The organism is Paraburkholderia sp. Tr-20389, assembly GCF_017104565.1.
Classification (GTDB): domain Bacteria; phylum Pseudomonadota; class Gammaproteobacteria; order Burkholderiales; family Burkholderiaceae; genus Paraburkholderia.
On sequence record NZ_JAAGPD010000029.1, the window covers coordinates 1 to 25,775 of the forward strand.

Annotated in this window: 23 protein-coding genes; 4 read left to right on the forward strand and 19 right to left on the reverse strand. The window is 63.3% G+C overall.

Annotated features, from left to right (window positions below):
* Positions 1-174: 174 nt before the first annotated feature.
* From G3N95_RS24520 to G3N95_RS24590, 15 genes are all read right to left on the reverse strand, one after another.
* On the reverse strand, positions 175-1,626 hold the full coding sequence (locus G3N95_RS24520) for an aminotransferase class V-fold PLP-dependent enzyme (protein WP_205972662.1): 1,452 nt from the start codon (positions 1,624-1,626) through the stop codon (positions 175-177).
* Between the two features lie 27 nt (positions 1,627-1,653).
* On the reverse strand, positions 1,654-2,553 hold the full coding sequence (folD, locus tag G3N95_RS24525) for a bifunctional methylenetetrahydrofolate dehydrogenase/methenyltetrahydrofolate cyclohydrolase FolD (RefSeq protein ID WP_205972663.1): 900 nt from the start codon (positions 2,551-2,553) through the stop codon (positions 1,654-1,656).
* Positions 2,550-3,917 (reverse strand): FMN-binding glutamate synthase family protein, encoded by a 1,368-nt coding sequence (locus G3N95_RS24530; protein WP_205972664.1) that lies wholly within the window; start codon positions 3,915-3,917, stop codon positions 2,550-2,552. Before G3N95_RS24530 ends, folD begins: the two co-directional genes overlap by 4 nt.
* A gap of 15 nt (positions 3,918-3,932) precedes the next feature.
* Positions 3,933-4,631: a protein glxC gene (locus tag G3N95_RS24535; protein WP_205972665.1), complete on the reverse strand. Its 699-nt coding sequence runs from the start codon at positions 4,629-4,631 to the stop codon at positions 3,933-3,935.
* Positions 4,619-5,527 (reverse strand): amidophosphoribosyltransferase, encoded by a 909-nt coding sequence (locus G3N95_RS24540; RefSeq protein ID WP_205972666.1) that lies wholly within the window; start codon positions 5,525-5,527, stop codon positions 4,619-4,621. The genes G3N95_RS24535 and G3N95_RS24540 overlap by 13 nt, the downstream gene beginning before the upstream one ends.
* 50 nt (positions 5,528-5,577) lie before the next feature.
* Positions 5,578-6,906 carry a type III glutamate--ammonia ligase gene (glnT, locus tag G3N95_RS24545; protein ID WP_205972667.1) on the reverse strand — a complete coding sequence of 443 codons (1,329 nt, stop codon included), beginning with the start codon at positions 6,904-6,906 and terminating at the stop codon, positions 5,578-5,580.
* 95 nt (positions 6,907-7,001) lie between these two features.
* Complete coding sequence (locus G3N95_RS24550; protein ID WP_205972668.1) at positions 7,002-7,661, reverse strand: hypothetical protein; 660 nt, start codon at positions 7,659-7,661, stop codon at positions 7,002-7,004.
* Positions 7,658-10,624, reverse strand: a complete 2,967-nt coding sequence (locus G3N95_RS24555) for a glycine cleavage T C-terminal barrel domain-containing protein (protein ID WP_205972669.1) — start codon at positions 10,622-10,624, stop codon at positions 7,658-7,660. The genes G3N95_RS24550 and G3N95_RS24555 overlap by 4 nt, the downstream gene beginning before the upstream one ends.
* Positions 10,625-10,882 carry a sarcosine oxidase subunit delta gene (locus G3N95_RS24560; RefSeq protein WP_205972670.1) on the reverse strand — a complete coding sequence of 86 codons (258 nt, stop codon included), beginning with the start codon at positions 10,880-10,882 and terminating at the stop codon, positions 10,625-10,627.
* 14 nt (positions 10,883-10,896) lie between these two features.
* The gene (locus G3N95_RS24565; protein ID WP_223958322.1) at positions 10,897-12,084 is read right to left on the reverse strand and encodes an FAD-dependent oxidoreductase; all 1,188 of its coding nucleotides are present in this window, start codon (positions 12,082-12,084) and stop codon (positions 10,897-10,899) included.
* A gap of 124 nt (positions 12,085-12,208) precedes the next feature.
* Positions 12,209-13,072, reverse strand: a complete 864-nt coding sequence (gene purU / locus G3N95_RS24570; RefSeq protein WP_205972671.1) for a formyltetrahydrofolate deformylase — start codon at positions 13,070-13,072, stop codon at positions 12,209-12,211.
* 343 nt (positions 13,073-13,415) lie between these two features.
* Entirely contained in the window at positions 13,416-14,057 is a 642-nt protein-coding gene (locus G3N95_RS24575; protein ID WP_205972672.1) for an XRE family transcriptional regulator, read from the reverse strand.
* A 118-nt stretch (positions 14,058-14,175) separates the two neighbouring features.
* Complete coding sequence (narL, locus tag G3N95_RS24580; protein ID WP_205972673.1) at positions 14,176-14,838, reverse strand: two-component system response regulator NarL; 663 nt, start codon at positions 14,836-14,838, stop codon at positions 14,176-14,178.
* Between the two features lie 83 nt (positions 14,839-14,921).
* On the reverse strand, positions 14,922-15,167 hold the full coding sequence (locus tag G3N95_RS24585) for a hypothetical protein (protein ID WP_205972674.1): 246 nt from the start codon (positions 15,165-15,167) through the stop codon (positions 14,922-14,924).
* 57 nt (positions 15,168-15,224) lie between these two features.
* Positions 15,225-15,653, reverse strand: a complete 429-nt coding sequence (locus tag G3N95_RS24590; protein WP_205972675.1) for a hypothetical protein — start codon at positions 15,651-15,653, stop codon at positions 15,225-15,227.
* Between the two features lie 233 nt (positions 15,654-15,886).
* Between G3N95_RS24590 and G3N95_RS24595 the strand changes: the two genes are divergently transcribed.
* Positions 15,887-16,273, forward strand: a complete 387-nt coding sequence (locus G3N95_RS24595; protein WP_241018886.1) for a hypothetical protein — start codon at positions 15,887-15,889, stop codon at positions 16,271-16,273.
* Between the two features lie 121 nt (positions 16,274-16,394).
* Here G3N95_RS24595 and G3N95_RS24600 read toward each other — a convergent pair whose 3' ends face one another.
* From G3N95_RS24600 to G3N95_RS24615, 4 genes are all read right to left on the reverse strand, one after another.
* Positions 16,395-17,549, reverse strand: coding sequence for an amidohydrolase family protein (locus G3N95_RS24600; RefSeq protein WP_205972676.1), 1,155 nt, complete (start codon positions 17,547-17,549; stop codon positions 16,395-16,397).
* Positions 17,546-18,850 carry an MFS transporter gene (locus G3N95_RS24605; RefSeq protein ID WP_205972677.1) on the reverse strand — a complete coding sequence of 435 codons (1,305 nt, stop codon included), beginning with the start codon at positions 18,848-18,850 and terminating at the stop codon, positions 17,546-17,548. The genes G3N95_RS24600 and G3N95_RS24605 overlap by 4 nt, the downstream gene beginning before the upstream one ends.
* Before the next feature lie 88 nt (positions 18,851-18,938).
* A complete protein-coding gene (locus G3N95_RS24610; protein WP_205972678.1) occupies positions 18,939-20,213 on the reverse strand; it encodes a CaiB/BaiF CoA-transferase family protein in 1,275 nt (424 codons plus the stop codon).
* On the reverse strand, positions 20,210-21,187 hold the full coding sequence (locus G3N95_RS24615; protein ID WP_205972771.1) for a hydroxymethylglutaryl-CoA lyase: 978 nt from the start codon (positions 21,185-21,187) through the stop codon (positions 20,210-20,212). Before G3N95_RS24615 ends, G3N95_RS24610 begins: the two co-directional genes overlap by 4 nt.
* A 212-nt stretch (positions 21,188-21,399) precedes the next feature.
* Between G3N95_RS24615 and G3N95_RS24620 the strand changes: the two genes are divergently transcribed.
* From G3N95_RS24620 to pyk, 3 genes are all read left to right on the forward strand, one after another.
* Positions 21,400-22,182: an IclR family transcriptional regulator gene (locus G3N95_RS24620; protein WP_205972679.1), complete on the forward strand. Its 783-nt coding sequence runs from the start codon at positions 21,400-21,402 to the stop codon at positions 22,180-22,182.
* A gap of 518 nt (positions 22,183-22,700) precedes the next feature.
* Positions 22,701-23,858 (forward strand): hypothetical protein, encoded by a 1,158-nt coding sequence (locus tag G3N95_RS24625; protein ID WP_205972680.1) that lies wholly within the window; start codon positions 22,701-22,703, stop codon positions 23,856-23,858.
* A 434-nt stretch (positions 23,859-24,292) separates the two neighbouring features.
* Positions 24,293-25,711, forward strand: a complete 1,419-nt coding sequence (gene pyk, locus G3N95_RS24630) for a pyruvate kinase (RefSeq protein ID WP_205972681.1) — start codon at positions 24,293-24,295, stop codon at positions 25,709-25,711.
* Positions 25,712-25,775 lie beyond the last annotated feature (64 nt).

Genomic DNA, 25,775 nt, shown 5'->3' on the forward strand with positions numbered 1-25,775 from the left:
ATTCAACAAGCAGGCGCAGATCATCGACCAGCATGGCGATGAAAGTTAACATCGCCGCGTCCCGTTTACAACCGGTTTGCGCCAAAAACAAAATGCCGTTCAGTCGCTTAACTGAACGGCATTAGGCCCGCGGGCCGCCCTTTTTCATTTCCGTCTACCGAAACAACGCTGAAATCAACCAAACGCCAGTGCCATCGCCTCGCGCTCCTGACACAGATACTCGCCATGCACCTGATCCCACACAGCCAGGATCGCATCGGCTGTGCAATCCGCATCGTGCTCCGTCGTGGCCCAGGAAATGACCGACAGGCGCATCACGGTACGTCCTTGCCAGACTGCCTCGCGCACATCGCAGACGCCCTGCGCCTGAATGCGTTCGACCGTGCGCAACGTCAGCTCGTCGGCGAGCGGGCCGTCGTAGGCCGAGCCGAAGCGCACGATCAACTGGTTCAGTTCGACTTCGTTGAGCAGCGCAACGCCCGGCCCGCGTGCAAGCCGGCGCGCCATGCGGCAAGCAAGCTCGCAATGCCGCGCGATCATCGCCGCGATTCCCTCGCGTCCTAAGGTGCGCACCAGCGCCCACAACGCAAAACCGTGCGCGCGCCGGGAAAGCTCCGGCGCGTAGTGCGCGGGATCGCGTACGCCATCGTCCGCTTGCGGCAGATAGTTCGCGCGGATCGACATCGCGCGCCGGTGCGCGTCGGCGTCGCGCACGAATGCGCAGCCCGTTTCGTACGGTGCCTGCAGCCACTTGTGGGCGTCGGCCGCCCACGAGTCGGCATGCTCGACACCTGCCGCGAGATGCATGCGCTCGGGGCACGCTCGCGCCCACAGCCCGAACGCGGCATCGACGTGCACCCATCCGCCGTGCTCGTGCGCGCACGCGGCGATCTTGCCGACGGGATCGAACGCGCCCGTCATCATGTGGCCCGCCTGAGCAACGACGATCAGCGGTCCATCGTGCTGCGCGAGCGCCTCGCGCAATGCAGATGGCTGCATGCGCCCAGCTTCGTCGGCGGGGACCTCAATGACGGACCGCTCCCCGATGCCGAGATAGCGCAGCGCGGCCCGCACGCTGGCATGCGCGCCTTCGCCGACATAGACGGAAATGCGCGGCGCGCCGCACAGGCCGTCGGCTTCGACGTCCCAGCCCGCGCGGCGCAACACGGCGTCGCGGGCGGCGGCAAGGCACACGAAGTTACTCATCGTCGCGCCCGTCGTGAAACCGACGGAGCAGCCGCGCGGCAGGTCCAGCAGATCGAGGAGCCATTGCGCCACCACCTGTTCGGCGACAGCGGCGGCGGGGGCGCCGTGGTAGGTCGCGGCATTCTGCCCCCAGACGCTCGTGAGCCAGTCCGCCGCGACGCCCGCGGGATGCGAGCCGCCCGCGACCCAGCCGAAGAAGCGCGGCCCCGCCGTGCCCAGCAGTCCGGGTTGGGCGATGGCCGCGAGCCGCTCGATGACGGCATCGGCAGGCTCGCCCTGTTCAGGCGTCGGGCCGCCGAATGCCGCGCGCAGTTCGCCGAAGCTCGCCACCGGACCCGTCGGACGCGACCCGCGCGCGTCATGGAACGCCAGCGCGAGTTGCGCGGCGGTTTCGAGTGCCTTGCGTGTATCGTCAGCCATCGAAGGTCTCCTGCAACGATGCTTGCCCTAGCCTGCCGGCACCTGCCAGAAAGGCTGCGGCGGATGAAACGCTTCCCCGTCCGCGAAACGCTCGGCGGAGCGCAGTGTGTTCTCGATCAGCATCGTGACCGTCATCGGTCCGACGCCGCCCGGCACCGGCGTGATCCACGACGCCCGCTCGCGCACGGGTTCGAAGTCGACATCGCCAACGATACGCCCATCCGCCATGCGATTGATACCGACATCGATCACGATCGCGCCTTCCTTGACCATCTCCGCCTTGATGAGCCCCGGCTTGCCGGCGGCGACCACCAGGATGTCGGCATGGATCGTATGCTGCGCGAGGTCGCGTGTCTTCACGTGGCACACCGTGACGGTCGCTTCCCGCTGCAGCAGCATCAGCGCCATCGGCTTGCCGACAATATTGCTCGCGCCGACCACCACGACGTTCTTGCCTGCCACGTCGATACCCGTGGTTTCCAGCAGAAGCTGGACGCCATACGGCGTGCAAGGCGGAAAGATCGAATTGCCGACCACCAGCGCACCGACGTTGTACAGGTGGAAGCCATCCACGTCCTTGTCGACGACGATGCTCTCGAGCACGCGCCGCGCATTGATCTGCGGCGGCAACGGCAACTGCACGAGAATCCCGTGCGTGCCGCGCTCGACGTTGAGCGCGGCGATACGGTCGAGCAGTTCCGTCTCGCGACAGTCCGCATGAAAGCGATGCATGAACGAGCGCACGCCGCAGTCGGCACAGGCTTTCACCTTGTTCGCGACATACAGCTCGGACGCGGGATTGTCGCCGACCAGCACCACGGCGAGACCCGGCACGACACCGCGCGCGGACAGTGCTGCGACGCGCTCGCGAAAGCGCGCGCGCAGACGCCGCGCGAGATGCCTGCCATCGATCAGTTGCGCTGTCATCGTGCGCCGTTCAGGCCGGGAATCCAGCTCGTCCCGGCGAGCGGAACACGCGCCATCGCCGCCGCTTCGACCGTGAGCGCCACGAGGTCTTCCAGCTCCAGGTGGTGCACGTTCTGCTTGCCGCACGCGCGCGCGATCGTCGTCAGTTCCATGTTCAGCGTCTTCAGATAGTTCTTCAGACGCTTCGCGCCGACATCGGGCTTCAGACGCTCCTGCAGCACCGCGTCCTGCGTCGTGATGCCGACGGGGCACTTGCCCGTATGGCAGTGGTGGCAGAAACCGGGCGCGGTGCCGAGGTTCGCGTAATCGTCGAGCGCGGACACGTGCTGACCGTTCTCGACATACGACGCGCTATTGCACCCCAGCGACACGAGCACGCCCTGGCCGATCGCAACGGCGTCCGCGCCCATCGCCAGCGCCTTCGCGATGTCGGCGCCGCTGCGAATGCCGCCCGAAATGATCAGCTGGACCTGGTCCTTCATGTTCAGGTCTTCGAGCGCATCGACGGCCTGGCGCAGCGCGGCGAGTGTCGGAATGCCGACGTTCTCGATGAAACAGGTCTGCGTCGCCGCCGTGCCGCCCTGCATGCCATCGACGACGATCACGTCTGCGCCCGCATGTACCGCAAGCTTCACGTCGTTGAACGTGCGCGTCGCGCCGACCTTCACGTAGATCGGCGTCTGCCAGTCGGTCATCTCGCGGAGTTCGAGAATCTTGATCTGCAGATCGTCGGGGCCCGTCCAGTCTGGATGCCGCGATGCCGAACGCTGATCGATGCCTTCCGGCAGCGTGCGCATCTTCGCGACCCGCGGCGAGATCTTCTGGCCCAGCAGCATGCCGCCGCCGCCCGGCTTCGCGCCCTGTCCGATCACGACTTCGATCGCGTCGGCCTTGCGCACGTCATCGGGATTGAAGCCGTAGCGCGACGGCAGGCACTGATACACGAGCGTCTTCGACGAGCGACGCTCTTCCGGCGTCATGCCGCCGTCGCCCGTCGTCGTCGAGGTGCCCATTTCCGTGGCCGCGCGGCCGAGCGACTCTTTCACGTTCGCCGACAGCGCGCCGAAGCTCATGCCCGCGACGGTGATCGGAATCGCAAGCTCGATCGGCTTCTTCGCGAAGCGCGTGCCGAGCACGGTCTTGGTCACGCATTTTTCGCGGTATCCCTCCAGCGGATAGCGCGACAGCGAGGCACCGAGAAACAGCAGGTCGTCGAAATGCGGCACGCGCCGCTTCGCGCCGAGGCCACGGATCTCATACAGTCCGTGTGCCGCGGCGTTCTGGATATAGTCGATCGTCTTGCGGTCGAAGCCCCAGGACTCTTCAGTGGCGATGTGTTTCATATGTACGGGCTTGATTTCCATGGCGGGGTCCCCGGTTCAATATTCCTGATTCGCGTCGGCATTCCAGTGATACAGCGAGCGGGCCGATGCAACGCGTCTGAATTCCTTGGGATCGATCTCCGCGAAGGCCGGCCCCGCCGCGCGCAGCAGTTGCGCGACGGCTTCCACATCCGCGGGCTGCATCGGCTCTTCGCGCGCATCGGCGCCAAGCGACTTGACCTTGCCGCGCACATAGATCACCGCCTCGTACAGCGAATCGCCGAGCGCATCGCCGGCATCGCCGCAGATCACGATCCGGCCTGCCTGCGCCATGAACGCCGAGAAGCTGCCGACCGATCCCTTCACGACGATGTCCGCGCCCTTGAGCGAGATGCCGCAGCGCAGGCCCGCATCGCCTTCGATGACGAGCAGCCCGCCATGCGCCGACGCGCCCGCTGCATTCGATGCGAAGCCTTTCACGTGCACGCGGCCGCTCATCATGTTCTCGGCCACACCCGTGCTGGCGCTGCCCGAGATCGTCACCTTCGCTTCCTTGTTCATGCCGGCGGCGTAGTAGCCCGCGTGGCCGTCGATCTCGACTTCGATGGGACAATCGATGCCAACCGCGATGTTGTGCGCGCCGTCGGGATTCGAGATCAGCACGCGGCGCGTGCCTGCTTTCGCGGCCTCGCGATGCAGGAAGCCGTTCACGTCCGTCACCGAGGCGGACGTCAGGTCGAAGTTCACACTGTCCATACGTACATCTCCTCAGGTGCCGGTTCGAAAACGCGCGCGTGCTTGATATCGGGCAGATGCGCGAGCGAGCGGAACTCGGAAGCGATCGCGACGAGATCGTCCGTCTCGGCCACCACGGCCGGCTTGCACGCGAACGGATCGCGGATCAGCGCGAGCTTGTCCGGCGTGCCCATCAGGAACGTGTAGAAGCCGTCGAGTTGTTCGAAGCCCTTTTGCAGTGCGACTTCGAGGTCGTCGCCTTCGCGCAGCCGGTATTCGAGGAAGCGGCACGCGGCTTCCGTGTCGTTGTCGGTATCGAAGCGGATGCCGTGCGGCTCCAGCATGCGCCGCACGCCATTCGGATTCGACAGCGAGCCGTTGTGCACGAGGCAAAAGTCTTCGCCTGCTGTGAACGGATGCGCGCGATCGGGCGTCACGGCGGATTCCGTCGCCATCCGCGTATGGCCGACCAGATGCGTACCCGTCAGTCCGCTGAACGCGTAGCGGTCCGCGACCTGGCCGGGCGTGCCCGTGTCCTTGTAGAGGTCGATCATGCGGCCCGTCGACAGCACGTGCAGGCCCGGATGCGTTTCGCGGATCCAGTGCTTGACCGTCTCGGCGTCGATGGCCACGGTCAGCACGGCGTGATTGTCCTTGACCTGCACCGACGCCTTCGCGCCGAGATGCTGGTTCAGTTCATGCACCAGGCCTTGCCAGTTGAAGTCCGCGCCCTCTTCCGTCAGACCCGAGTAAAGGCTGATCTTGCGCACGCCGTCGGCGACGGGTTCCGTGAACACTGCAAGGCCGGCCGAGTCGGGGCCGCGCTCCGTCATGCCCAGCAGCATGGGCACCATCAATTCGCCGAGCCGTTCACGCAACGCCGGCTTCTTGACGAGTAGTCCGACAATTCCACACATCGTTATCTCCTCGCGCTCATATTCAAGCGGAAAGCTGTTCAGTTTCTCGATCAGAAAAATTCGAGGTAGGTCTTCTGTTCCCAGTCCGACACATGGCGCATGTACTCGATCCACTCCATGTGCTTCAGACGCAGGAATTCGCCGCCCGCCGGTCCGAGCGCTTCGAGCATCACCTCGTCGCGCTCCAGTGCACACAGTGCCGCTTCCAGGTTTTGCGGCAGGATGCTGATGCCGTTTTCCTTGAGCTGTTCAGGAGTCATCTCGTAGAGATTGGCGTTACACGGCTTGCCGGGCTCCAGCCGGTTCTCGACGCCATCGAGACCCGCCGCGATCACGGCCGCCGTCGCGAGATACGCGTTGCACGCGGCATCCGGCAGGCGAAGCTCGATCCGTCCGCCGGGAATGCGCACCATCGACGAGCGGTTGTTGTCGCCGTAGCTGACATACGCGGGCGCCCACGTCGCCCCCGTCAGCGAACGCCCGACCACGAGCCGCTTGTACGAATTGACCGTCGGCGCGCAGATGGCCGTGAGCGCGGCCGCGTGCTTGAGAATGCCCGCCGTCCAGTGATACGCGAGCTTCGACAGGCCGAGGCCGTTCTCGTCGTGATCGTCGGCGAACAGGTTTTTCTTGCCGTCCGAAATCGACATATGCATGTGCATGCCGTTGCCCGGACGATTCGCGAAAGGCTTCGGCATGAAAGAACAGACGAGGCCCAGTTCGTTCGCGATCTCCGCTGCCGCCATCTTGAAGAACACGTAGTGATCGCAGGACTTCAGGCAATCGGTGTACGTGTAATTGATTTCGAACTGGCCGTTCGCGTCTTCGTGGTCGATCTGATAGACGTCGATGCCCGCCTTGATCAGCGCATCGGTCAGCTTCTCCAGGAACACGCGCGAACGCGACAGGCCCTTGTAGTCGTAGCACGGCTTCGGCAGTGCATCGGTGTGATCGCACGGCACGATCGATCCATCAGCGCCCTTGCGCAGCAGCGAGAATTCCGGCTCCAGACCCGTGTTCAGGATCCAGCCGCGATCTTCGAGGCGGCTGACCTGCTTCTTCAGCGTCACGCGGCTTTCGAACGGCCAGGGCTCGCGCTTCACATGCCCGTCGCAGACGACACGCGCATAGCCCGGCTGCCAGGGCACCAGCTGCAAGGTATTGATATCGCCGACGGCCATGAAGTCGGGCCCTTGCGGATCGATACCGAGCCCCCACACGGCGAAGCCGGCAAAACCGGCGCCTGCCGTGAGGATGCTGTCGAGGTGCGCGGCAGGCACGGATTTCGTCTTCGCGACTCCGTGAATGTCGACGAATTGCGCGAGGATGTATTTCACCTCGTTGTCTTTGAGAAACTTCCGGGCGTCTTCGGGGGTCATGTAAATGTCCTTAAACGTGATAAGTCCAGGGTTTCGAAAAACGCCGGCCCGCCTTCGCGCCCGCGTCGACTACTTGCTCGCTGCCGGGTTCCCGGCTAGTCGATATCCGTGATTGCAGCGACTCCGACAGGGCCGCCACCCAGCTCGCGAGCGATGCCGGCAAGGCACTCCCACAGATACAAACCGTATGTGCCGTCGGCCCATATCCGGTAGTAAGGCCTGCCCGCCCGGACGCCCGGCATGACGGTGACGGCGACGCCCGCCATCGAAGTCAGCACGACTGGCCGGGCCGCCGGATCGAGGGCGGCGAAATTGACATTGCAGGTTTGCAGCAGCAGCTCGTGCACGGCGTCGCCGCACAACACCAGCGCGACGTCCTGATGCAGCACGGGATAGACATGCACAGGCGTGTCGAGGTGAGCCATCCTGGCCGAGCTGCCTTGCGTGAGACCGTCTTCGATCAGGTACTCGGAGATGCCGAGCCGCAGCACCACGCCGCCGCCTGCAAGCGGCGCCCAGCTGTTCGGCTGCTCCGGCACGGGGATGTCCTGCGCCTGCAGCCACGCCGCCGCGCCCTTGCCCTTGAAGCCCGTGCGAGGCAGGAACGACACGTCGGCGATGCCGAGCGTCGCCGCGCGCATGGTGTCGGCGGCATCGACCTGTTCCTCGACGCGCATGCCTTCGCGCACGCCCGATCGCAAGGTGGGCGCTTTCCATGCATCGCACACCGGGCTCATTCGAAGTGGTGCGTTCATGCTGTCTCCTTCCTCGGCGCAGCAGCTTCTATCGTTACGGCGTCTTTTTGACGCTCGCTCTCAGGGTCGTAGAACGGTGTCGGCACGACGGTCGCGGACACCATGCGGCCGCCGCTCGAACGGAAGGTGATGCGGGTGCCGGGCTCCGCCTGGGCGGGCCGCACGAATGCGAGCCCGATGGTCTTTTGCAGCGTCGCGCTCCACGCGACGCTCGTGACCCGCCCCGCAATCTCGCCGCCTTCGATCACCAGATGACACTCGCGCAGACTGCTGTCGCGCATGCCCGCATCGAGCGCGAAACCGACGAGACACTGTTTGGCCGGCGTCTGATCGATGATCTGCAAACTGCGTTTGCCGACGAAGAACGGCTTGTCCATCTTCACGGCCCACGCCATGCCGGCATCGCGCGGCGTCGTCAGACCGTCGGTGTCCTGGCTCACGATCACGTGACCTTTCTCCAGCCGCAGCAGACGCTGCGCTTCGACGCCGAACGGACGCACGCCATACTCCTTGCCCGTTTCGAGCAGCGCTCGCCAGAGCGCTGCGCCATACTCGGCCGGGATATGGATTTCGTAGCCCCATTCGCCGACGAAACCCACTCGCATCAGACGCGCAGGCACGCGGTTCTGACCGAGCGCGACGCCCGTCACGCGCACGCCGAGGTACGGAAACGCCGCCGTCGACAGATCGAGATCCACGAGCTTGCTGAGCACCGCGCGCGACGCCGGTCCGGCCAGATTCACGGCGGCGAACGCGCCCGTCACGTTGACGATGCCGCAGTCGAGCTGCCAGATCGTGTTGAGGCGGGACAACTCGCGATAGATGGCGGCCGCGCCCGATGTCGTGGTCGTGAAATAGAAGTGGTCGTCGGCGAGACGGGCGATCACGCCGTCGTCGATCACGACACCGGACTCGTCGCACATCACCGCGTAGCGCGTCATACCCGCTTTCAGCCCCGCGTACTTCGACACGTACACGCGTTCGAGAAACTCGGCGGCCTGCGGTCCGCGCACTTCGATCTTGCCGAGCGTGCCGACATCGATGATGCCCACGCCGTTGCGCACGGCGAGCGCTTCTTCTTCGATACACGTCGCACGCGCCTTGCCCGCGACCGCGTAATACTCGGGACGCTGCCAGACGCCCGCCGGCATCCACACCGCGTTGAGCAACCGATGCTGAGCGTACAGCGGCGTGCGCCGTTCCGGGTTGAAGCCGCGTCCGGCGAGATGCGACATCGGCACGGGATGGAAGAACGGCCGCGCCGTGGTCGTGCCGACTTGCTGCGGCTCCTTGCCCGTCAGCCGCGCGAGAATGCGCAAGCCGTTCATGTTCGAGTGCTTGCCCTGGCTCGGACCCATGCCGTTGGTCGAGAAGCGCTTCAGCAGTTCGATGTTGTCGAAGCCTTCCTGCACGGCATTTTCGAAATCCTTCAGCTGCAGGTCTTCGTCGAAATCGACGAAGTTCTTGCCCGACGTGTGACCGACGATCGGCCATGAATGCGACGGCGATTCGCGTTCCGCGATTCGTGACTGCATCGTGCTTGCCGCCTTGCCGTCGCCGAGTCCGCAGTGCGCCGCGGCCTGCATGCCGGCGCGCTCGCCGTCCTGAAGCTTGTGGCCGAGCGTGTACACGCCGTTCACGCGGCCGCAGGCGAACACGCCTGGCGGCAATTGTTCAGGCACAAACTGTTCGACAGCGTGGTCGAACTGCATCTTCGTGCCCGCCTGATACAGCAGATTCGCAGCGGGTGCCCAGCCGACGCTCATCAGCAGCGTGTCGCATTCGATCAGGCGCGTGTTCGCCGTCGAATCGCGCAAGCCGCCTTGCGTCGAGAACGCACCAACGCGCACGCCCGTCAGCCGACCGCCCGCTTTGCCTGCCACGGCCTCGACGACGCAGCTCGACGCCAGCACGTCGACGCCCTTCGCCCTGACTTCGCGTTCGAGATCGCCGCTCCCATGCGATGCGCGCAGATCCACCACGGCCACCACTTCGATGCCGCGCGCGAGCATGTCGAGGGCCGCGCGATAGCCGTCGGCATTCGCGGCCAGCACCACCGCGCGCTTGCCGGGCGCGACGGCATAGCGGTAAGCGAGCCGTTGCGCCGCCGACGCCAGCATCACGCCGGGCAGATCGTTGTTGCGAAACACGGCGGGCTGCTCGAATGCGCCGCTCGCGACGATCACCGCTTTCGCACGCATCTTGGTGATGCGCGTCGAGTCCACCAGCGGCACCCACAGATCGGCGTAATACGCTGCCGCGAGCGTGTTCGTCATCACGCGGATACGCGGATGCCCGAGCACGCGCATTTCCAGCGAGCAGCTCGTATCGAAGCGCTGCTCGTCACCGCCCAGCTGATAGCCGCCGCTGCCGCCGATGCGCGCATTCTCGTCGACGACGACGACATCGGCACCTGCTTGCGCCGCCGCCAGCGCCGCCGACAGACCCGATGGCCCCGCACCGATCACCAGCACGTCGCAGAAGCCGTAGCGCTTCGGCGTGCGGATATGCGGCGCATTGAAATCGACGGTGCCGAGGCCCGTCATCGCGCGGAACATGCGTTCCCAGCGCGGGAACCAGCGCTTGCTATAGAACGCCTTGTAGTAGAAGCCGACGGGCAGGAACGCCGAGAGCTTGCCGACGATCCGTGCGCGATCTGCTTCGACGCCACCGAACGTATTCACGGAATGCCAGTTGCCGCCAGGCGTCAGCGCCGTCACATCGGCGCGCACGTTCAGCCGCTGGCCGTCCTGAAGCATCACGTTGACATCGTGATTGGCAAGCGACAGCACGCCGCGCGGACGGTGATACTTGAAGCTGCGGCCGAGCACGCGCACATCCGACGCCCACAGTGCACTTGTGATCGTGTCGCCCGCGAGGCCCGCGTATTGCCTGCCTTCGTATGAGAAGTCGATGCGTGTGTTGCGCTCGATCCATTCGCCGCGATGAGGAGTCAGACGCATTCAGGCCTCCCCGTTCGACAGCCACGTGCGCAGCACGAGATCTTTCGCGGTATCGCGCTCGGCGATGAACCACGTGTTGCTCGGTGTGTGGCACCACCATTCCTGCTTCACAGCCGCTGCGCCATTACGGCAGAACACATAGTCGGCCCATTGCGCGTCGCTGGCCGTCGCCGGGTCGGGCATCGGGCGAACCTCGCCCCAGTACGCGAATTCCGACACCGGGCGCGCGCCGTTCACCGGACAGGTCATGATCTTCATCGTGATTCTCCAGGTCAGTGACCGACGGATGCCGCGCCCTTCTCGCCCGTCAGCGAGAACTGGCGGAAACGGTCGAGCGAGAAGCCCTCGATAAGCGGATGGGTGGCGTCGTTCGCGACCGTGTGGGACATCGTCTTGCCGCACACGGGTGTGGCCTTGAAGCCCCACGTGCCCCAGCCCGCGTCGAGATAGAAGCCTTCGACAGGCGTCTTGCCCATGATCGGCGCGAAGTCCGGCGTCATGTCGGCCATCCCGGCCCATTGACGCATCACCTTCGCCTGCGACAGGAACGGGAACATCTCGAGCATGTGCGCCGTGAGGCCTTCGACGAAATCGAGCGTCGAGCGCGTCGAGTGCAGTTCGTACGGATCGAGCGACGCGCCCATCACGAGTTCGCCGCGCGCCGACTGGCTGATGTACACGTGCAGGCTGCCCGACACGAGAATCGGATCGAGCCACGGCTTGAGCGGCTCGCTCACCATCGCCTGCAGCGGATGAATGAAGATGGGAGTCCGCACACCGACCATGTCCGTCACGCGCGGCGTCGAGCCCGCCACTGCGCACAGCACCTTGTTCGTCGAGATGTAGCCGCGCGACGTCTTCACACCCTTGACCTTGCCGCCCACCACATCGATGCCGAGCACTTCCGTCTGCTGATGGATCTCGACGCCGCGCTGGTCCGCGCCGCGCCCGTAACCCCAGGCAACGGCGTCGTGCCGCGCGACCGCGCCCGGCGCGTGATACAGCGCACCCATGATGGGTGCGACGCCGCCACACGAGATGTCGATCATCGGTGCGGCTTTTTTCACCTCGTTCGGACCCACGACTTCCGAGTCCACCCCGTAGTGCTTGTTGACTTCGGCGCGCCAGCGCATCGTGCGCATCGCCGAATCGGTGTGCGCGAGCGTGTAGTGGCCGCGCGTCGAATAGAACAGATTGAGATCGAAGTCCTGCGACAGGTCCTGCCACAGCTTCACCGACTCGTCGTAGAACTGCACGCCTTCGGGCGTCAGATAGTTCGAGCGGATGATGGTGGTGTTACGCCCGGTGTTACCTCCTCCGATATACCCCTTCTCCAGCACGGCGACATTCGTGATGCCGTGCTCCTTCGCGAGATAGTAGGCGGACGCAAGACCGTGGCCTCCCGCGCCGATGATCACAACGTCATATGAACGACGCAAAGTGTCGTGTCTCGTGAACATCCTCGGTTCCGGATGTTTCTTCGAGAGAGCGAAGCGGACGAGACGCCAAGGCATAAAACGCTCCTTATGCAGCCCCGCTAGGGGCGGCTGTGCGACGTGTTCGGTTGGGGAAGCGGCCGCGCGCTTAGCGCAACACGATGGTCTTGTTGCCGTGGATCAGCACGCGATCCTCGATGTGATAACGCAAGCCTCGCGCCAACACGGCCTTCTCGATGTCGCGGCCAAGGCGCACGAGATCGTCCGGCCGGTCCGAGTGACTCACGCGGATCACGTCCTGCTCGATGATCGGCCCCTGATCGAGCTCTTCCGTCACGTAGTGACAGGTGGCGCCCGTCAGCTTCACGCCTCGGCTATAAGCCTGGTGATAAGGCTTCGCGCCGACGAAGCTCGGCAGGAACGAATGATGGATGTTGATGATCCGGCCGGGATAGTCCGCGCACAGCTTCGGCGACAGCACCTGCATGTAGCGCGCGAGCACCATCGTGTCGGCGCGCGCGTCTTCGAACAGGCGCTGCACTTCGTCGTAGGCCTGCGCCTTGTTGTCGGGCGTGACGGGCACGTAATGAAACGGAATGCCGTGCCACTCGACGAAGCTGCGCCATGTCTCGTGGTTCGAGATCACACATGGAATCTCGATGTCCAGCTCGCCCGCTTTCCAGCGCGCCAGCAGATCGTAGAGACAGTGTTCGAGCTTCGACACGAGTATCACGACGCGCTTCTTGACCGAGTTGTCGGAGATCTTCCAGTCCATCGCGAACTCCTTCGCGATGTGAGCGAAGCGCTCGCGAAAACCGCCGATGCCGAACGGCAGCGACTCGGCCACGATCTCGTGGCGCATGAAGAAGCGCTTCTCGACCTCGTCCGCGTGATGGGTGGCCTCGATGATCCACCCGCGATGCTCGGCAAGGAACGTGCTTACAGCCGACACGATGCCGATACGGTCGGGACAGGACAGAGTCAACGTGAAGCGGTGCGTATTGGAGGACATGGTGTAGTCGATTCGAAGAGGAATCATTGAGCACAACAGTAGCCAGGCTAAATTCGAGTGTCAATGTGAATCAACTTTTTTTCCTGTCAGGAAACACCCGTACAACTTCCGTATCCGTCGTTCTACCCACCGGGGGGTATCGCCAGGCGCATACTCCGAGCGCACGAGCGATAGCTGCCGGCTACCCCAAATGCGCGGCTGGATGGTTTGAAGAAGAGCGAAGGCGCGCAGCGGTTTCGTTCCGAGGGAACGGCTGCGTATCAGAGGAAGGGAAAAAGATGCCTGCGGCACGCGTGGATGCGTGCGCAGCGTTCGCCCGTCAGTGTGACGGGCGCATGGGCGCTCAGGTGCCCAGCTCGGGCGACTGGCCGTACATGATCACGGTGATGAAGCGGATGGGAAGCTTGATCAAACGCTCGGGACCGTGCGCGACCGAACCTTGGAACGTCAGGGCATCGCCTGGCTGCAGCAGATAGCTGCGATTGCCGTGCCGATACTCCATCTTGCCCTGCAGCATGTAGATGAACTCCGTGCCGGGATGCTCGAAGGTGGGGAACACTTCGGCTTCGTCGTCCATCGTGATGAGGAACGGCTCGAACAGCTTGACGGGCCCCTGGTCGTACGCGAGCAGATGATACGTATGCCCCTTGGTGGTCCCGCGCCGTACCACCTCCATGCCTTTGCCGGCCTTCACATGCTGTGCATTGCCCTCGCGATGCTCGAAGTTCTTGAACAGCGCGGAAATGGAAATGCCCAATGCGCGCGCAAGGCTCACGATCGAATCGAGACTGGTCGATACCTGCCCGTTCTCGATCTTCGACACCATGCTGCGCGACAGGCCGCTTTGCTCGGCGAGGTCGGCAATCGTGAGCCCCTGATTCGTGCGGTGCTCCTTGACGACCTTGCCGAGGAACGACTCAATCGATCTTCCGTCGCCCGTGTCTTCCAGCTGGGTGGTCAGATCGGGTTCTATCTCGCTCTTCATCGCTTGGCTCTACACTTGGCTATCGGCAATTGGATGACGGGCGCCGCTCGCTTGCGGCTCCCGTAGTGCGAATAGTACCAGTGGCCAACGATGAAGAGGACGCGGCAATCCCGTACGCTCACGCACCCGGCGGATTGCGGCGCGCAAGATGCTCGTGATGCCACACGACGGCTTCGACCCGCGAGTGCAGATCGAGCTTGTGCAACAGATGTTTGACGTGCACCTTGACGGTTCCGACGCTGATGTCGAGCTTGCGGGCAATCTCCTTGTTGCACATCCCTTCGACGAGATAGTCCAGCACTTCCTGCTCGCGCGCGGAAAGGTTCGACTGGTTGGCGGCAGGCAGCGGCTGCCCGGCCGATAGCGCATGGAAGAGCTTGCCCGTCACCGCCTCGCTGAGCACGGCCGTACCCTGCAGCGCCTTCTGCAGGTTGAGGCACAATTCTTCCGGCTCCATGTCCTTCAGCAAGTAGCCGCTCGCGCCGGCGCGCAGCGCAGCGACCACGTCGCGTTCGTTGTCCGACACCGTCAGCATCAGAAAGCGGGCATCGACGCCGTGCTGCCGCATCATTTCGAGCGTTTCGATCCCATTCATGTCCGGCATGTTCAGGTCGATCAGCACGACGTCCGGCTTGAGCCGAACCGCGAGGTCGACGCCCACGCGCCCCGACGACGCCTCGCCTACGACGCGAAACTCCGGGTTCATCTGGATCAGTTGCGCGACGCCCTTGCGGAACAGCGCGTGATCGTCGATCAGCAGTACGGTATTGACAGACTCCACGTCTTAATCCTCATACCTGTATCGGCTGGCAAGCGCCCCGCCGACGCATTCATCATAGGCCAATCCCGACGACGCTGCGCCTGTCATGCGGCTTTCGGACAGGCCATCGCCGGGCGCTCGCGGTCAGGCGGAAACACGCGCCACACGCCGTCGCCATGACGGAAAAACATGATCGCCACCGGGCACGCGGGACGCGCCACTTCCACGCACACGTAGCGCCGGTTGCTGTCGCGCGTGCGGCTGAAGCGGATCACGCGCACGGGCGTTGCCGGAGTCGGCGACAACCATTTCTCGATGAGTTGGCGCAAAGTCTGCTGATGGCTGTTCATGATCGTCACCTCATACGGCAGTTCTTGAATCACGTCGAATGCAAGCCCATGCGGCAATCACGCTGCCGCCTTCACCAGGTCTGCCGACAGCGCAAACTGCCGCGCGATCGAATGAAGCCGCTCGCGCCACTCCCACTTGCCGAACACGTCGTGCACGTTCTGCAGACAGCTGAGCAACTCGATCGTCACCGGATCGTAGACGTTGATATTGGCGCGCAGCAGCGCCTTCTTGAGCGCCGCGATGCCGACGTCCATGTAGGCGGGTATCGCGTCCGATGAGTCCTTGCCGATGTAACGTACGGGCACCCCTTCCATCGCCGTCATGTAGTCGCGCGGCCGGATGAAGCTGCCGACAGGACATCCGCCGCAATAACCGCGATACGCGCCGCCTCCATGCGGAAGCAGTGCGGCGCGGCCCTGGTCGAAAAGATGCTCGACGGCTTGGTCGAAAATCTGCTGATGGGTCAGGAAATGTCGGCTTCCCATGATGCTGCTCCGCTGCAAGGCATTGACGATTCGTGTCTCCAGTATGGTCGGTCGGCCATGCGTTGCAATCCGCCAGAGGGGGCTCCCTCTTTGGGGGTAGTGGAGGCAATCGCGGGGGTGATGCGCGCAGCGGACTACCCACCTGGTGGTATCTCCACGTAGGCGTTGCCAGATTCGCGGCCTGAACAGACACTGTGCTTCGACGCCGTTTCTCCGATCGATCGAGCCTGTATTTGCAGGCTCTTCCACCAACGCGCCCATTTCAGATGAGACGATCCGATACGCGACGACTGAACGCCGATGTTCGCCAGGACCGTGATGCAACGGCAGCGCTGGCGCTGTACGACCGCAGCATCCGGCACGGACACCGGCACATCGCTCTGCTCAGGTACATGGATGCGAGGGACCTCGCAGCCCCTCTCACGCAACATCATCATGAATATGCACAGAAGGTCGCTTCGTCGCTGAGCGCGACGGACATAGAACGCCTTTGCGGCCAGGCCGTTGATCGCAGCAGACAACGGCAGCGCGCGGCCTCGAAGAAAAATGCCGATGAAGTGTGCGTGAATTCCGTTGAAACTGCCGCGCTATCACAGGGGAGTGCCGGCGGACTCATCTGAAGCCAAGGGTCATCGTCATCAACCGTTGGAGATGGGCTGTCTCCGCAACGGTCGGTCAGGGTGGCGATGTTTGTGGGCCTCGACTTGTTCAGGAAGTCGAGGCTTTTTTTTGATTTCACGATCAGCCAGATACCTTCATGGTCGACCCCAGCCGATACACTTCGCTGACCGTCCCTCGAAACAATGCGTCGCGCTCTTCCACACTGGCCTGCGCGGTCAACCGCTTGAAAGCATTCCAGCCGTTGCTATAGGGATAAGAGCCCTTATCTACCGGAAAATTGCTTTCGAACATGCAGCGATTCGCGCCGAACGCTTCAATGCATGTGTGCATCCAGGGCCTCCATGCGTCCGCCAGCTGGATCGACGAAGGCGGCCGCTCACCCTTTTCGAAGTCGAATCCGTTGATACGCATTCCCAGTCCGCCAACCTTCACATAGACATTGGGCAGCTGCGCCAATTCGCGCATGGACCGCGACCAGCTTTCGAACACCTCTTTGCGATGGTCCGCATAACTGGCGATCCGCACCACGCCGCCACAGTGATTGATGATGACTGGCGTGTCGGGATAAGCCTTGGCGAGATCGAACAGTTCGGGAAGCTGCGGGAAGAAAAGCCACGCGTCGTACGATAGTCCGAGCGGCCCGAGTTGCGCAACGCCGGCACGGTAGTCGGCATCGAGCAGCAACCCTTTGGGCACGGCCGAAAGCGGATTGACCAGCGTCTGATCCGCGTCCCAGGTCACGAGGTGCCGTACTCCACGAAACCTGCCTTCCGCGACCTGAAGATGCGCTTCGAGCACGTCGCGCACCGCTGCCCCGCGCCGGAGATCCGCGTACCCCACGATGCCTCTGGCGACCTGCGGTTTGCCCGTCTGCGTCGGCGCTGTTGAAACAGCCACATACTCAGTCTCCCCGACCGGCCGCATTGCATCGGGTCCCGACTGCCGGTAATGAGTGAGCCCCTGCATGAACACCGACGCCGTGATGTTATGGCCGGACTGCGCATCGGCAAGGTACTCATCGAGCAGATACGTCCAGCCCGGGCGATCGTAGAAATGATGATGCGCGTCGATGATCGGCAAGTCCGGTTCGAGCGCGGCTTCCGTCCCGGAGGCCAGCCACTCGGAGCGAACTGGCAGATAGTTGCTGCTCGGCTTCATGGTGCCCGTCTCTTCCTTGGAAAATGCCTGTGTGGTCACAATAGTGGGAATCGCGATCGAAGCAGCGGCGGCGCGAAGTAGCCGCCTGCGCATCGGCGAGCGCAATGTTGCGTTCATTGCGCCTCCCGATTGAATGCGAACAGGGAGAGCGTCAGCATCGTCGTGATCAGCAGAACGACAGCGAGACCGAACATGCCGGCAGTGAACGTGCCGAAGCTGTCCTTCAGATAACCCACGAGATAAGGTCCGGCAAAGCCGCCAAGGGCGCCGATGGAATTGATCAACGCGAGGCCGCCAGCCGCCGCCTGGCCAGACAGGAACCGTGCAGGCAGCGTATAGAAAATCGTCCGCCCCGCAATCGTGCCGATCAATGCCAACGTGATGCCGACCATCGCGGGCAACAGTTGATCGAAGTGAGTCGACACACCGAGCGCAACCGCGCCGATGAGAAAGCCGGTAGCGAGGTTTGCGACGTGTCCGCCGCGCCGATCGACGCGCTTCGCCCACCACAGCAAGGCGATCGTCGCAAAGAAATACGGCACCGCCGAAATCCAGCCTGTTTGCGTCACGCTCATGCCGTGCGCCTTGAGCATCTGCGGCAGCCAGATACCGATGCCGTACGATCCCATCGTGAAGCCGAACGAAATCATCGCGAGGATATACACGCGGACGTCCCGGAGTGCCGCGCGGAAATCCTTCTTTTTCTGGGCCGACGAACCTTCGCGGTCAAATGCGCTTTGCAGTGCCGCTCGCTCGTCGCGCGACAGCCACTGCGCGTCGGCGGGCTTGTCGGCGAGCAACTTCAACACCAGGTAGCCGAGCAGGCACGCGGGAAGTCCTTCGACAATGAACATCCATTTCCAGCCTGCCAGTCCGAGTACGCCATCCATGTGAAGCAGCCACGACGACAACGGCCCGCCGACCAGCGATGACAACGGCGTCGATACTGTGAACCACGCGAGCACGCGGGTTCGATAGCTGGAAGGAAACCAGACCGCAAGAAAGAAGATGACGCCGGGAAAAAAGCCCGCTTCGCCGATGCCGAGCAGCAGCCGGATCACGTAGAAGCTGGTCGGTCCGACCGCGAGCGCGGTCGCTGCCGCCATCAAACCCCACGTGATCATGATGCGGGCGAGCCAGCGCCGCGCGCCGAAGCGATACAGCGCGAGATTGCTCGGCACTTCGCAAATGCAGTAGCCGGCGAACATGATCCCCGCGCCCCAGCCGAACTGCGTTGCGGTCAGGCCGAGGTCGCGGTTCATCGTCAGCGCCGCGAAGCCGACACTGGTGCGGTCGAGATAGTTGAAGAAATAGGCCAGTGCGAGCAGCGGGATGAACCGCCATGCCGCTTTTCTGACTGCCTGCTGTTCGAGGCTGGCGGACGTCTCTGCCGTCATGCCCGAAGTAATGGATGTCATTGTCGTCTCCAAACAATTCTCATGCGGCCCGGCCGCGAATACGGCTGCGGCCGCGGCTGCGCAACGTTCTGTGGGAAGCGCGGCGGCGTCAGGCGCTGGCAAGCTCGTTGGCGGAAGGACTCGACTGATCGGCCGAGTCCAACTGCTGGCAGCGGACGACACCGGCGTTCACCAGCTGCATCAGTTCGTCGTCGGCGTAGCCGAGCCCGGACAGCAACGCGCGCGTATCCTGGCCAAGTGCGGGCGGCGCGGCGCGCAGACGCAGCCGCTCGCCGTCCATCGTCAGCGGCAGCAGCGCCGTGCGCGTCGACACCGCCTCACCTGCGCCGCTCGCATCGGGCGGCAACGTCACATCGGCGAGTCCGCCTGTCGCCAGCAGATGCGGATCGTCGAACAGGTCCTGGGGTCGGGTAATCGGCGCGTAGGGCAAGCCGATGTGCTCGAAGATCGCGCTGATTTCCGCCGCCGTGAACGCTTCCATATGCGAGCGGAGTATTGGCAGCAGCCAGTCGCGGGCCTGCACGCGCTGATTGTTGGTCGCGATCCGCTCGTCGCATTTCAATCCGGACAAACCGAATGCATCGCAAAACAACGCCCATTGCGTGTCCGATACGACGGCCAGAAAGATCTGCTCGCCGTTCTTCACCGAGAACACGTCGTAGACCGCCCACGCGGAAATGCGGCTGGGCATCGGCGCGGCGGGCTTGCCCGTCACGGCGTACTGCATCATGTGCTGCGCGACGAGGAACACGTTGTTTTCGAACAGCGCGCTCTGCACCTCCTGACCCTTGCCGGTGCGCTCGCGCTGCGCGAGTGCCGCCATCGCGCCGATGGCGCCGAACATGCCGCCCATGATGTCGTTGACGCTGGCGCCCGCACGCAGCGGCCGCCCTTCGGGGCCCGTCATATAGGCGAGGCCGCCCATCATCTGCACCACTTCATCGAGTGCCGTCCGATGGTCGTATGGGCCGGGCAGAAATCCCTTGTGGGAGACATAGACAAGACGCGGATTGACCTTCGACAGCGACGCATAGCCAAGACCGAGCTTGTCCATCGTGCCGCTCTTGAAGTTCTCGCTAAAGACGTCGGCGCCCGCGATGAGTTTGTGCACCACTTCGAGTCCACGCGGGTCCTTGACGTCGACCGCGATGCTCTTCTTGTTGCGATTGAAGGTGCCGAAGAACCCGGCCCCCGAGCCTCGCAGCGCACGCGTGCTGTCGCCCGCAATCGGCTCCACCTTGATGACTTCCGCGCCGAGGTCCGCGAGCACCATGCCGCACGTCGGTCCCATCACCATGTGCGTCATCTCGATCACGCGCACGCCGCTGTACGGCAACGATTGATTCGACGGCATCTCGCTCATTGCGCCACCCCCAGCAAACAGCCTTCCGGTTGCGGAGCGCTCGGCGCGCGTCCGTCGGCGTAACGGAATCCTTTTGGCAGCCCCGCGTCCTGCACGTGCCCGTACAGCGCTTCAGACGGCAAGGCTTCCGCGAGAATCGAGCGGGCGGCGACGAGCGCGTCGATATCGATGCCCGTGTCGTAGCCCATCGCTTCGAGCAGGAACGCCAGATCTTCAGTGACGATGTTGCCGGTCGCGCCCGGCGCATAAGGGCAGCCGCCGAGACCGGCCTGGCTTGCGTCGATCGTCGCGACACCGGCTTCGAGCGCGGCGACGACATTCGCCAGTCCCTGACCACGCGTGTTGTGGAAATGCGCGCCGCCCGCCTTGCTGCCCAGTTCCGTCTGCAGACGGCGGAAGAGGCGCCGGACCTGTGCCGGGTTCGCATAACCGCTGGTGTCGGACAGACCCACTTCGTCGACGCCGCATTCGGCCATCGCCAGACACATGCGCATGGTCTGGTCATCGCTGACCGTGCCCGCGATCGTGCAACCGAACGCAACGGAGACGCCGGCCTCGATCTGCACGCCCGGAAACTGCGCATTTCGCAACGCAACGATCGCGCGTACTTCTTCGATCATCTGTTCGGTCGTCTTGCGGATATTCGCCATCGAGTGCTCGTTCGTGACCGAAACGGGCAACGTGAGTTTGTGAACGCCGGCTTCGAAGGCGCTCTGCGATCCGCGCAGGTTCGGTGCGAGAACGGCGACGTGCAGGCCCGGAATGGTCAGCGCATGAGCGACGACCTCCCGAATGTCGGCCATTTGCGGCAACAACCGCGCGGGCACGAACGACCCGACTTCGATCTCTTTCAAACCCGCGGCGGCCAGCGCGGAAATCCAGCGCAGTTTGGCCGCTGTGGGCATGACGCTCTTGATGCTTTGCAGGCCATCGCGCGGGCCGACTTCGCTGACGAGCACCACGGGGCGAGACAGATTGTCCAAGATAACCTCCTTCGATTCGTTCTATCTGAAAGAATGATGTTCCGTTAGATAGAACTATAGGATCGAAATTCGGCCAATTTAAGGTGGGTAAACCCGTAATCTGGGCGATTTCCTGTGCCTTGCGTTCTGCCTAATAGAACGATAGAGTCGCTTGCATCTGCATCGGATGGGAAAAAGACGTGGTCAGGGAAACGCAGGAATCGATGTCACCGGAGTCGACGACAGCGAGCGACGGCTCCAGCGGTGTGGCCGTGCTCGATCGCGCATTCGCGATCCTGAGTGCATTTGGTCCGAACGACGACCGGCTCTCGCTTGCCGAGTTGTCGCGCCGGACCGATCTCTACAAGAGCACGGTGTTGCGTCTGCTGATCGCACTGGAGCATGGCGGATTCATTCGCAGGCTCAACGACGGGCAATATGCAATCGGGCCGGAACCGTTGCGACTGGCGGCGTTGTACCAACGGTCATTCCAGGTCGGACCGGTTATCGAACCGATCCTTCAGCAGTTGAGCCGGGACCTCGGGGAGACCGCGTCGCTGTACGTGAGGCAGGGAAGCCAGCGACTGGTGCTGTTCCGCGTCGAGCCGGCGCGCGCCGTGCGTGTGTCGATCCGCGTAGGCGAAGAATTTCCCATCGACCGCGGCGCCTCCGGCAAAGTCCTGCTGGCGTTCACGGATAAGGACGATCCGCGCTGGAATGCAATTCGCGAACAGTTGTGGGCCGTCTCGCATGGCGAACGCGATCCGGAAACGGCCTCCGTGTCGGTGCCGGTTTTCGGTGCGACGGGCGAACTGATTGGTGCGCTGGCGTTGTCCGGACCGAAAGCCCGCTTCGATATGGCGTCGACGATCACCGCTGCACTGACGGCCCTTCTCGAAGCAGCAAGACGCGCGACCGTCGCGTTGGGAGGCGCGAGCAACCGGTTCGATATCGCCATTCGAGCATCGACAGAGAAGGGGTTTCCAGGTATCGAGGACCTGGCGTAACGGCACTTGCCGCCAAATACACAGCGAACGCTCGTATTGGCTAGCCATTGCCGTCGTTTGCATATCGGGTTCAGCAGGATGACTACACAACTGTTTGCGATCGAGAATGACAGGTCTATCTGGAACTGGACGCACGATCTCGCCCCTTAGCGGCCGCTAGACCAAGCGCCGTCTCAACGACTGCTTCCAAAAAGTGCAACGGCCATCTGCTCTTTCGCGCCGCTGGCGGTGACGCTTCCGGTGCACGATTTTGCTCCCACCATTCGCGGCATTTTGTTCGGCTCGTTCACGACGCCCATCGACTCACGCCCGCCGGCGAGATGCGCAAACACCGAAATGGTTTGACCAGCAAGGAAGTGTCGGAGTAAAACGCTCAGACCCGCATCGCCACGTCCGCAGCGTTCGCTCGCGCGTGGCATGCGCGTTCGGATAACCGTGGAATGCACGTTCGCTTGCGCAGCGAATGAGCGTTCGGTTTGCGTGGAAAACGCACACTCTCTCTCGGAGGTACGACGGCCATGATCACTTACTACAAGTTGGGTGGCGGCAAGCGGCTCTGCGACATCGTCTTCGCCGGCAGCCACGACGCGGGTATCACGAGCGGCGACGCCAACGTCCAGACCCAGGACCTCGAAATCTTCGAGCAGGCCCAGGCGGGCGTGCGCCTGTTCGACCTGCGGATCGCGGCAACCAAGAGTTCGACTCTGTCCGCCTCGCCGGTGTTGCTGAAGGCCTTCCATGCCGACCCGAAGCTGATGCACCAGAAGGATAAGAAGGACAAGACTGTCTTCGACCTGGGCGGCAGGAAGGCTGACGTCACCACCACCAAGCTGCCGCTGGACGGCGGGTTCGGCATGCGGCTCGTGGACATGCTGAAACAGGCTAAGGAGTTCGTCAAATACAACGGCAGCGAATTCCTGCTCCTGAAGTTCGACAAGTGCACGAACTGGACCATCATCGCGGAGATCTGCGTGCGGGAGCTTGGCAGCGCGCTCTACACGGGCACGGGCAGCCTCAACGAAAAGACGCTCGACCAGCTGAAGAAGCACGTCGTCGTGCTCTTCACCCCGACGGGCATCGACGAAGTCAGCGGCCAGGGCTACCTGTCGTCGACCGGGATCTGGGGTTGCAAGCGCCTCGAGGACGGCACCGGGTACAACAGCGGCTATAACGGCCTGCAGTTCGTCGGCAAGGGCGGCACGAATGCGTTCAACGGCGACAGCGACCTGGGCAAGATCGCGTCGAACATCGAGAAGCAGACTGGGCTGATGCAGATCGGCGCCCTCAACTCCGACCCCGAGGTGATGGGGATGATGTACTGGACGACCACCGGCCTGAAGCGGAGCATCCGGGAGCGCAACTCGACCATGTGGGGGCCGGACAACCGTCCGACCGCGCTCACCGAACTGTGGATGGCCGGCTTCGGCGAGGCGATCGAATCGCGGCTGCCGACCTACGTCGCGTCGACCGACTACGCGAACGGTATCGCGCTGAAGGTCTTCATGCCCAACATCGTCATGATCGATTTCGCCGACATCGACAAGGGCAAGTTCATCTTCGAATTGAACATGAAGGCGAGCACTGAACTCACTCAGACCGCACGCAAGATCGAGCAGGCCCGCAAACTGGCGCTGGGCCAGGGCGGCCGACGCCAGCAGCGGCCCGGTCTGTTCTGATTTCCATCGGCCCCGGATAGCGACTGTTCGCAAGGCATCCAACTGTGAATTCAAGTTAAAGATGCCTTGACTATCAAGCCGGTTCCATCACCCAGAGTTCGGTAAAGTGCCCTCACACACAGACTCGAACTCAAAGGATGGAGACATGAAGATGCTGCACGAACACATCGGCACCGGGCCTACTCCAGCGCACCGCTCGCAGGGACCCGCATAGCTGCCCTGAAGCCGCTAATCGACGCCACGGGGCCATGCCTCGCACGCGTCAAGCGCGCCACCCTCTGAATACGGACCCGAAGACCCAGCCGCGCCACGGCTCGGTGGGCTCAACTCGTCCTCACGAAAACGCGGTCGTCACGCGGCCGTCCCTCACACACGTCATTGATTTTCGTCCGATCCCTATCGGGCGCAGTCCGAACCGGGCAGGAGAGTTACGGATGAGCCGCAAACGCAACGCAAAGATCGTCGCCACGCTGGGACCGTCGAGCACGAGCCGCGAAACTATCGAGGCTCTCTACCACGCAGGTGCCGACGTCTTTCGGCTGAACTTCAGTCACGGCAGTCACGACGACCATCAGCAGCGACTGGAAACGATTCGCGCAATCGAAAGGGACACAGGGCGGCCTATTGGTGTGCTGCTCGATCTTCAGGGACCCAAGCTTCGCATCGGCACATTCGCCAACGGCCCGATTGCGCTCGAGAAAGGCGCCGCGTTCCGCCTCGACCTCGACATCAAGACGCCTGGTGATGCCACTCGCGTCGCGCTGCCTCATCCCGAGATTTTCGCTGCGCTGAAAGACGGCACCACGCTGCTGCTTGATGACGGCCGCATTCAATTGCGAGTGGAAAGTTGTGGTGCCGACTTCGCACAGACATCGGTGGTGGTGGGCGGCAAGCTTTCCGAGCGCAAGGGTGTCAACGTGCCCGACGTCGTGCTCCCGCTATCAGCGATGACCGACAAGGACAGACGCGACCTTGAGTTCGGTCTGTCGCTCGGTGTCGACTGGGTCGCGTTGTCATTCGTACAGCGTGCAGAGGACATTCTCGAGGTCCGCGAGATCGTCAAGGACAAAGCGAGCATTCTCGCGAAACTGGAAAAGCCCGCCGCAATCGCCAGCCTCGACGCAATCGTCGATGCCGCCGACGCGATCATGGTGGCGCGCGGCGACCTCGGTGTCGAAATGCCGGCGGAACAGGTTCCTGCGATCCAGAAGCGAATCGTTCGCGCGTGCCGCAAAGCCGGTAAGCCGGTGATCGTCGCGACGCAAATGCTCGAGTCGATGGTCACGGCACCTGTTCCCACGCGTGCAGAGGCGTCGGACGTCGCGACCGCGATCTATGACGGCGCCGACGCCGTGATGCTCTCGGCGGAATCGGCAAGCGGCAAGTTTCCCGTTGAATCCGTGCGGACAATGGACCTCATCATCGCGCAGACGGAAAGCGACCCGTACTACCGCGAAGCCATCGCTGCTTCGCACGCGGCGCCGCGCGCGCAGAGCGCCGACGCAATCGGCTATGCGATGCGTCACGTGACCGCGCTGCTCAATGCCGTGGCGACCGTTGCCTATACCAGTTCCGGCTATTCGGCGATCCGCATGGCTCGCGAAAGGCCGTGCGCTCCCATCGTCGGCATGACGCCCCGTCGAGCGGTAGCGCGTCGCCTTGCACTCGTGTGGGGTGTGCATCCCGTGCTCTGTCACGACGTGGTCGATCTGCTGGAAGTGAGCGAGCTTGCCTGCGACACGGTGCGCAACGAAGGTCTGGGCGTCGCAGGACAGACGGTCGTCATTTCCGCCGGCATGCCTTTCGCGACGCCGGGTACGACGAACCTGCTGCGCATCGCGCAGATTCAATGAGCCGATCCGTTCAGACGCACTGTTTTTCAAAACATACGCTGCGCAACCGCCAAGGAGGAGACAC

Bases quoted from the DNA above. Each gene is read 5' to 3' on its own strand.
- G3N95_RS24520 (WP_205972662.1), bottom strand. From the start codon at position 1,626: ATGGCTGACGATACACGCAAGGCACTCGAAACCGCCGCGCAACTCGCG.
- folD (WP_205972663.1), bottom strand. From the start codon at position 2,553: ATGACAGCGCAACTGATCGATGGCAGGCATCTCGCGCGGCGTCTGCGC.
- G3N95_RS24530 (WP_205972664.1), bottom strand. From the start codon at position 3,917: ATGGAAATCAAGCCCGTACATATGAAACACATCGCCACTGAAGAGTCC.
- G3N95_RS24535 (WP_205972665.1), bottom strand. From the start codon at position 4,631: ATGGACAGTGTGAACTTCGACCTGACGTCCGCCTCGGTGACGGACGTG.
- G3N95_RS24540 (WP_205972666.1), bottom strand. From the start codon at position 5,527: ATGTGTGGAATTGTCGGACTACTCGTCAAGAAGCCGGCGTTGCGTGAA.
- glnT (WP_205972667.1), bottom strand. From the start codon at position 6,906: ATGACCCCCGAAGACGCCCGGAAGTTTCTCAAAGACAACGAGGTGAAA.
- G3N95_RS24550 (WP_205972668.1), bottom strand. From the start codon at position 7,661: ATGAACGCACCACTTCGAATGAGCCCGGTGTGCGATGCATGGAAAGCG.
- G3N95_RS24555 (WP_205972669.1), bottom strand. From the start codon at position 10,624: ATGCGTCTGACTCCTCATCGCGGCGAATGGATCGAGCGCAACACACGC.
- G3N95_RS24560 (WP_205972670.1), bottom strand. From the start codon at position 10,882: ATGAAGATCATGACCTGTCCGGTGAACGGCGCGCGCCCGGTGTCGGAA.
- G3N95_RS24565 (WP_223958322.1), bottom strand. From the start codon at position 12,084: ATGTTCACGAGACACGACACTTTGCGTCGTTCATATGACGTTGTGATC.
- purU (WP_205972671.1), bottom strand. From the start codon at position 13,072: ATGTCCTCCAATACGCACCGCTTCACGTTGACTCTGTCCTGTCCCGAC.
- G3N95_RS24575 (WP_205972672.1), bottom strand. From the start codon at position 14,057: ATGAAGAGCGAGATAGAACCCGATCTGACCACCCAGCTGGAAGACACG.
- G3N95_RS24585 (WP_205972674.1), bottom strand. From the start codon at position 15,167: ATGAACAGCCATCAGCAGACTTTGCGCCAACTCATCGAGAAATGGTTG.
- G3N95_RS24590 (WP_205972675.1), bottom strand. From the start codon at position 15,653: ATGGGAAGCCGACATTTCCTGACCCATCAGCAGATTTTCGACCAAGCC.
- G3N95_RS24600 (WP_205972676.1), bottom strand. From the start codon at position 17,549: ATGAACGCAACATTGCGCTCGCCGATGCGCAGGCGGCTACTTCGCGCC.
- G3N95_RS24605 (WP_205972677.1), bottom strand. From the start codon at position 18,850: ATGACATCCATTACTTCGGGCATGACGGCAGAGACGTCCGCCAGCCTC.
- G3N95_RS24610 (WP_205972678.1), bottom strand. From the start codon at position 20,213: ATGAGCGAGATGCCGTCGAATCAATCGTTGCCGTACAGCGGCGTGCGC.
- G3N95_RS24620 (WP_205972679.1), top strand. From the start codon at position 21,400: ATGTCACCGGAGTCGACGACAGCGAGCGACGGCTCCAGCGGTGTGGCC.
- G3N95_RS24625 (WP_205972680.1), top strand. From the start codon at position 22,701: ATGATCACTTACTACAAGTTGGGTGGCGGCAAGCGGCTCTGCGACATC.
- pyk (WP_205972681.1), top strand. From the start codon at position 24,293: ATGAGCCGCAAACGCAACGCAAAGATCGTCGCCACGCTGGGACCGTCG.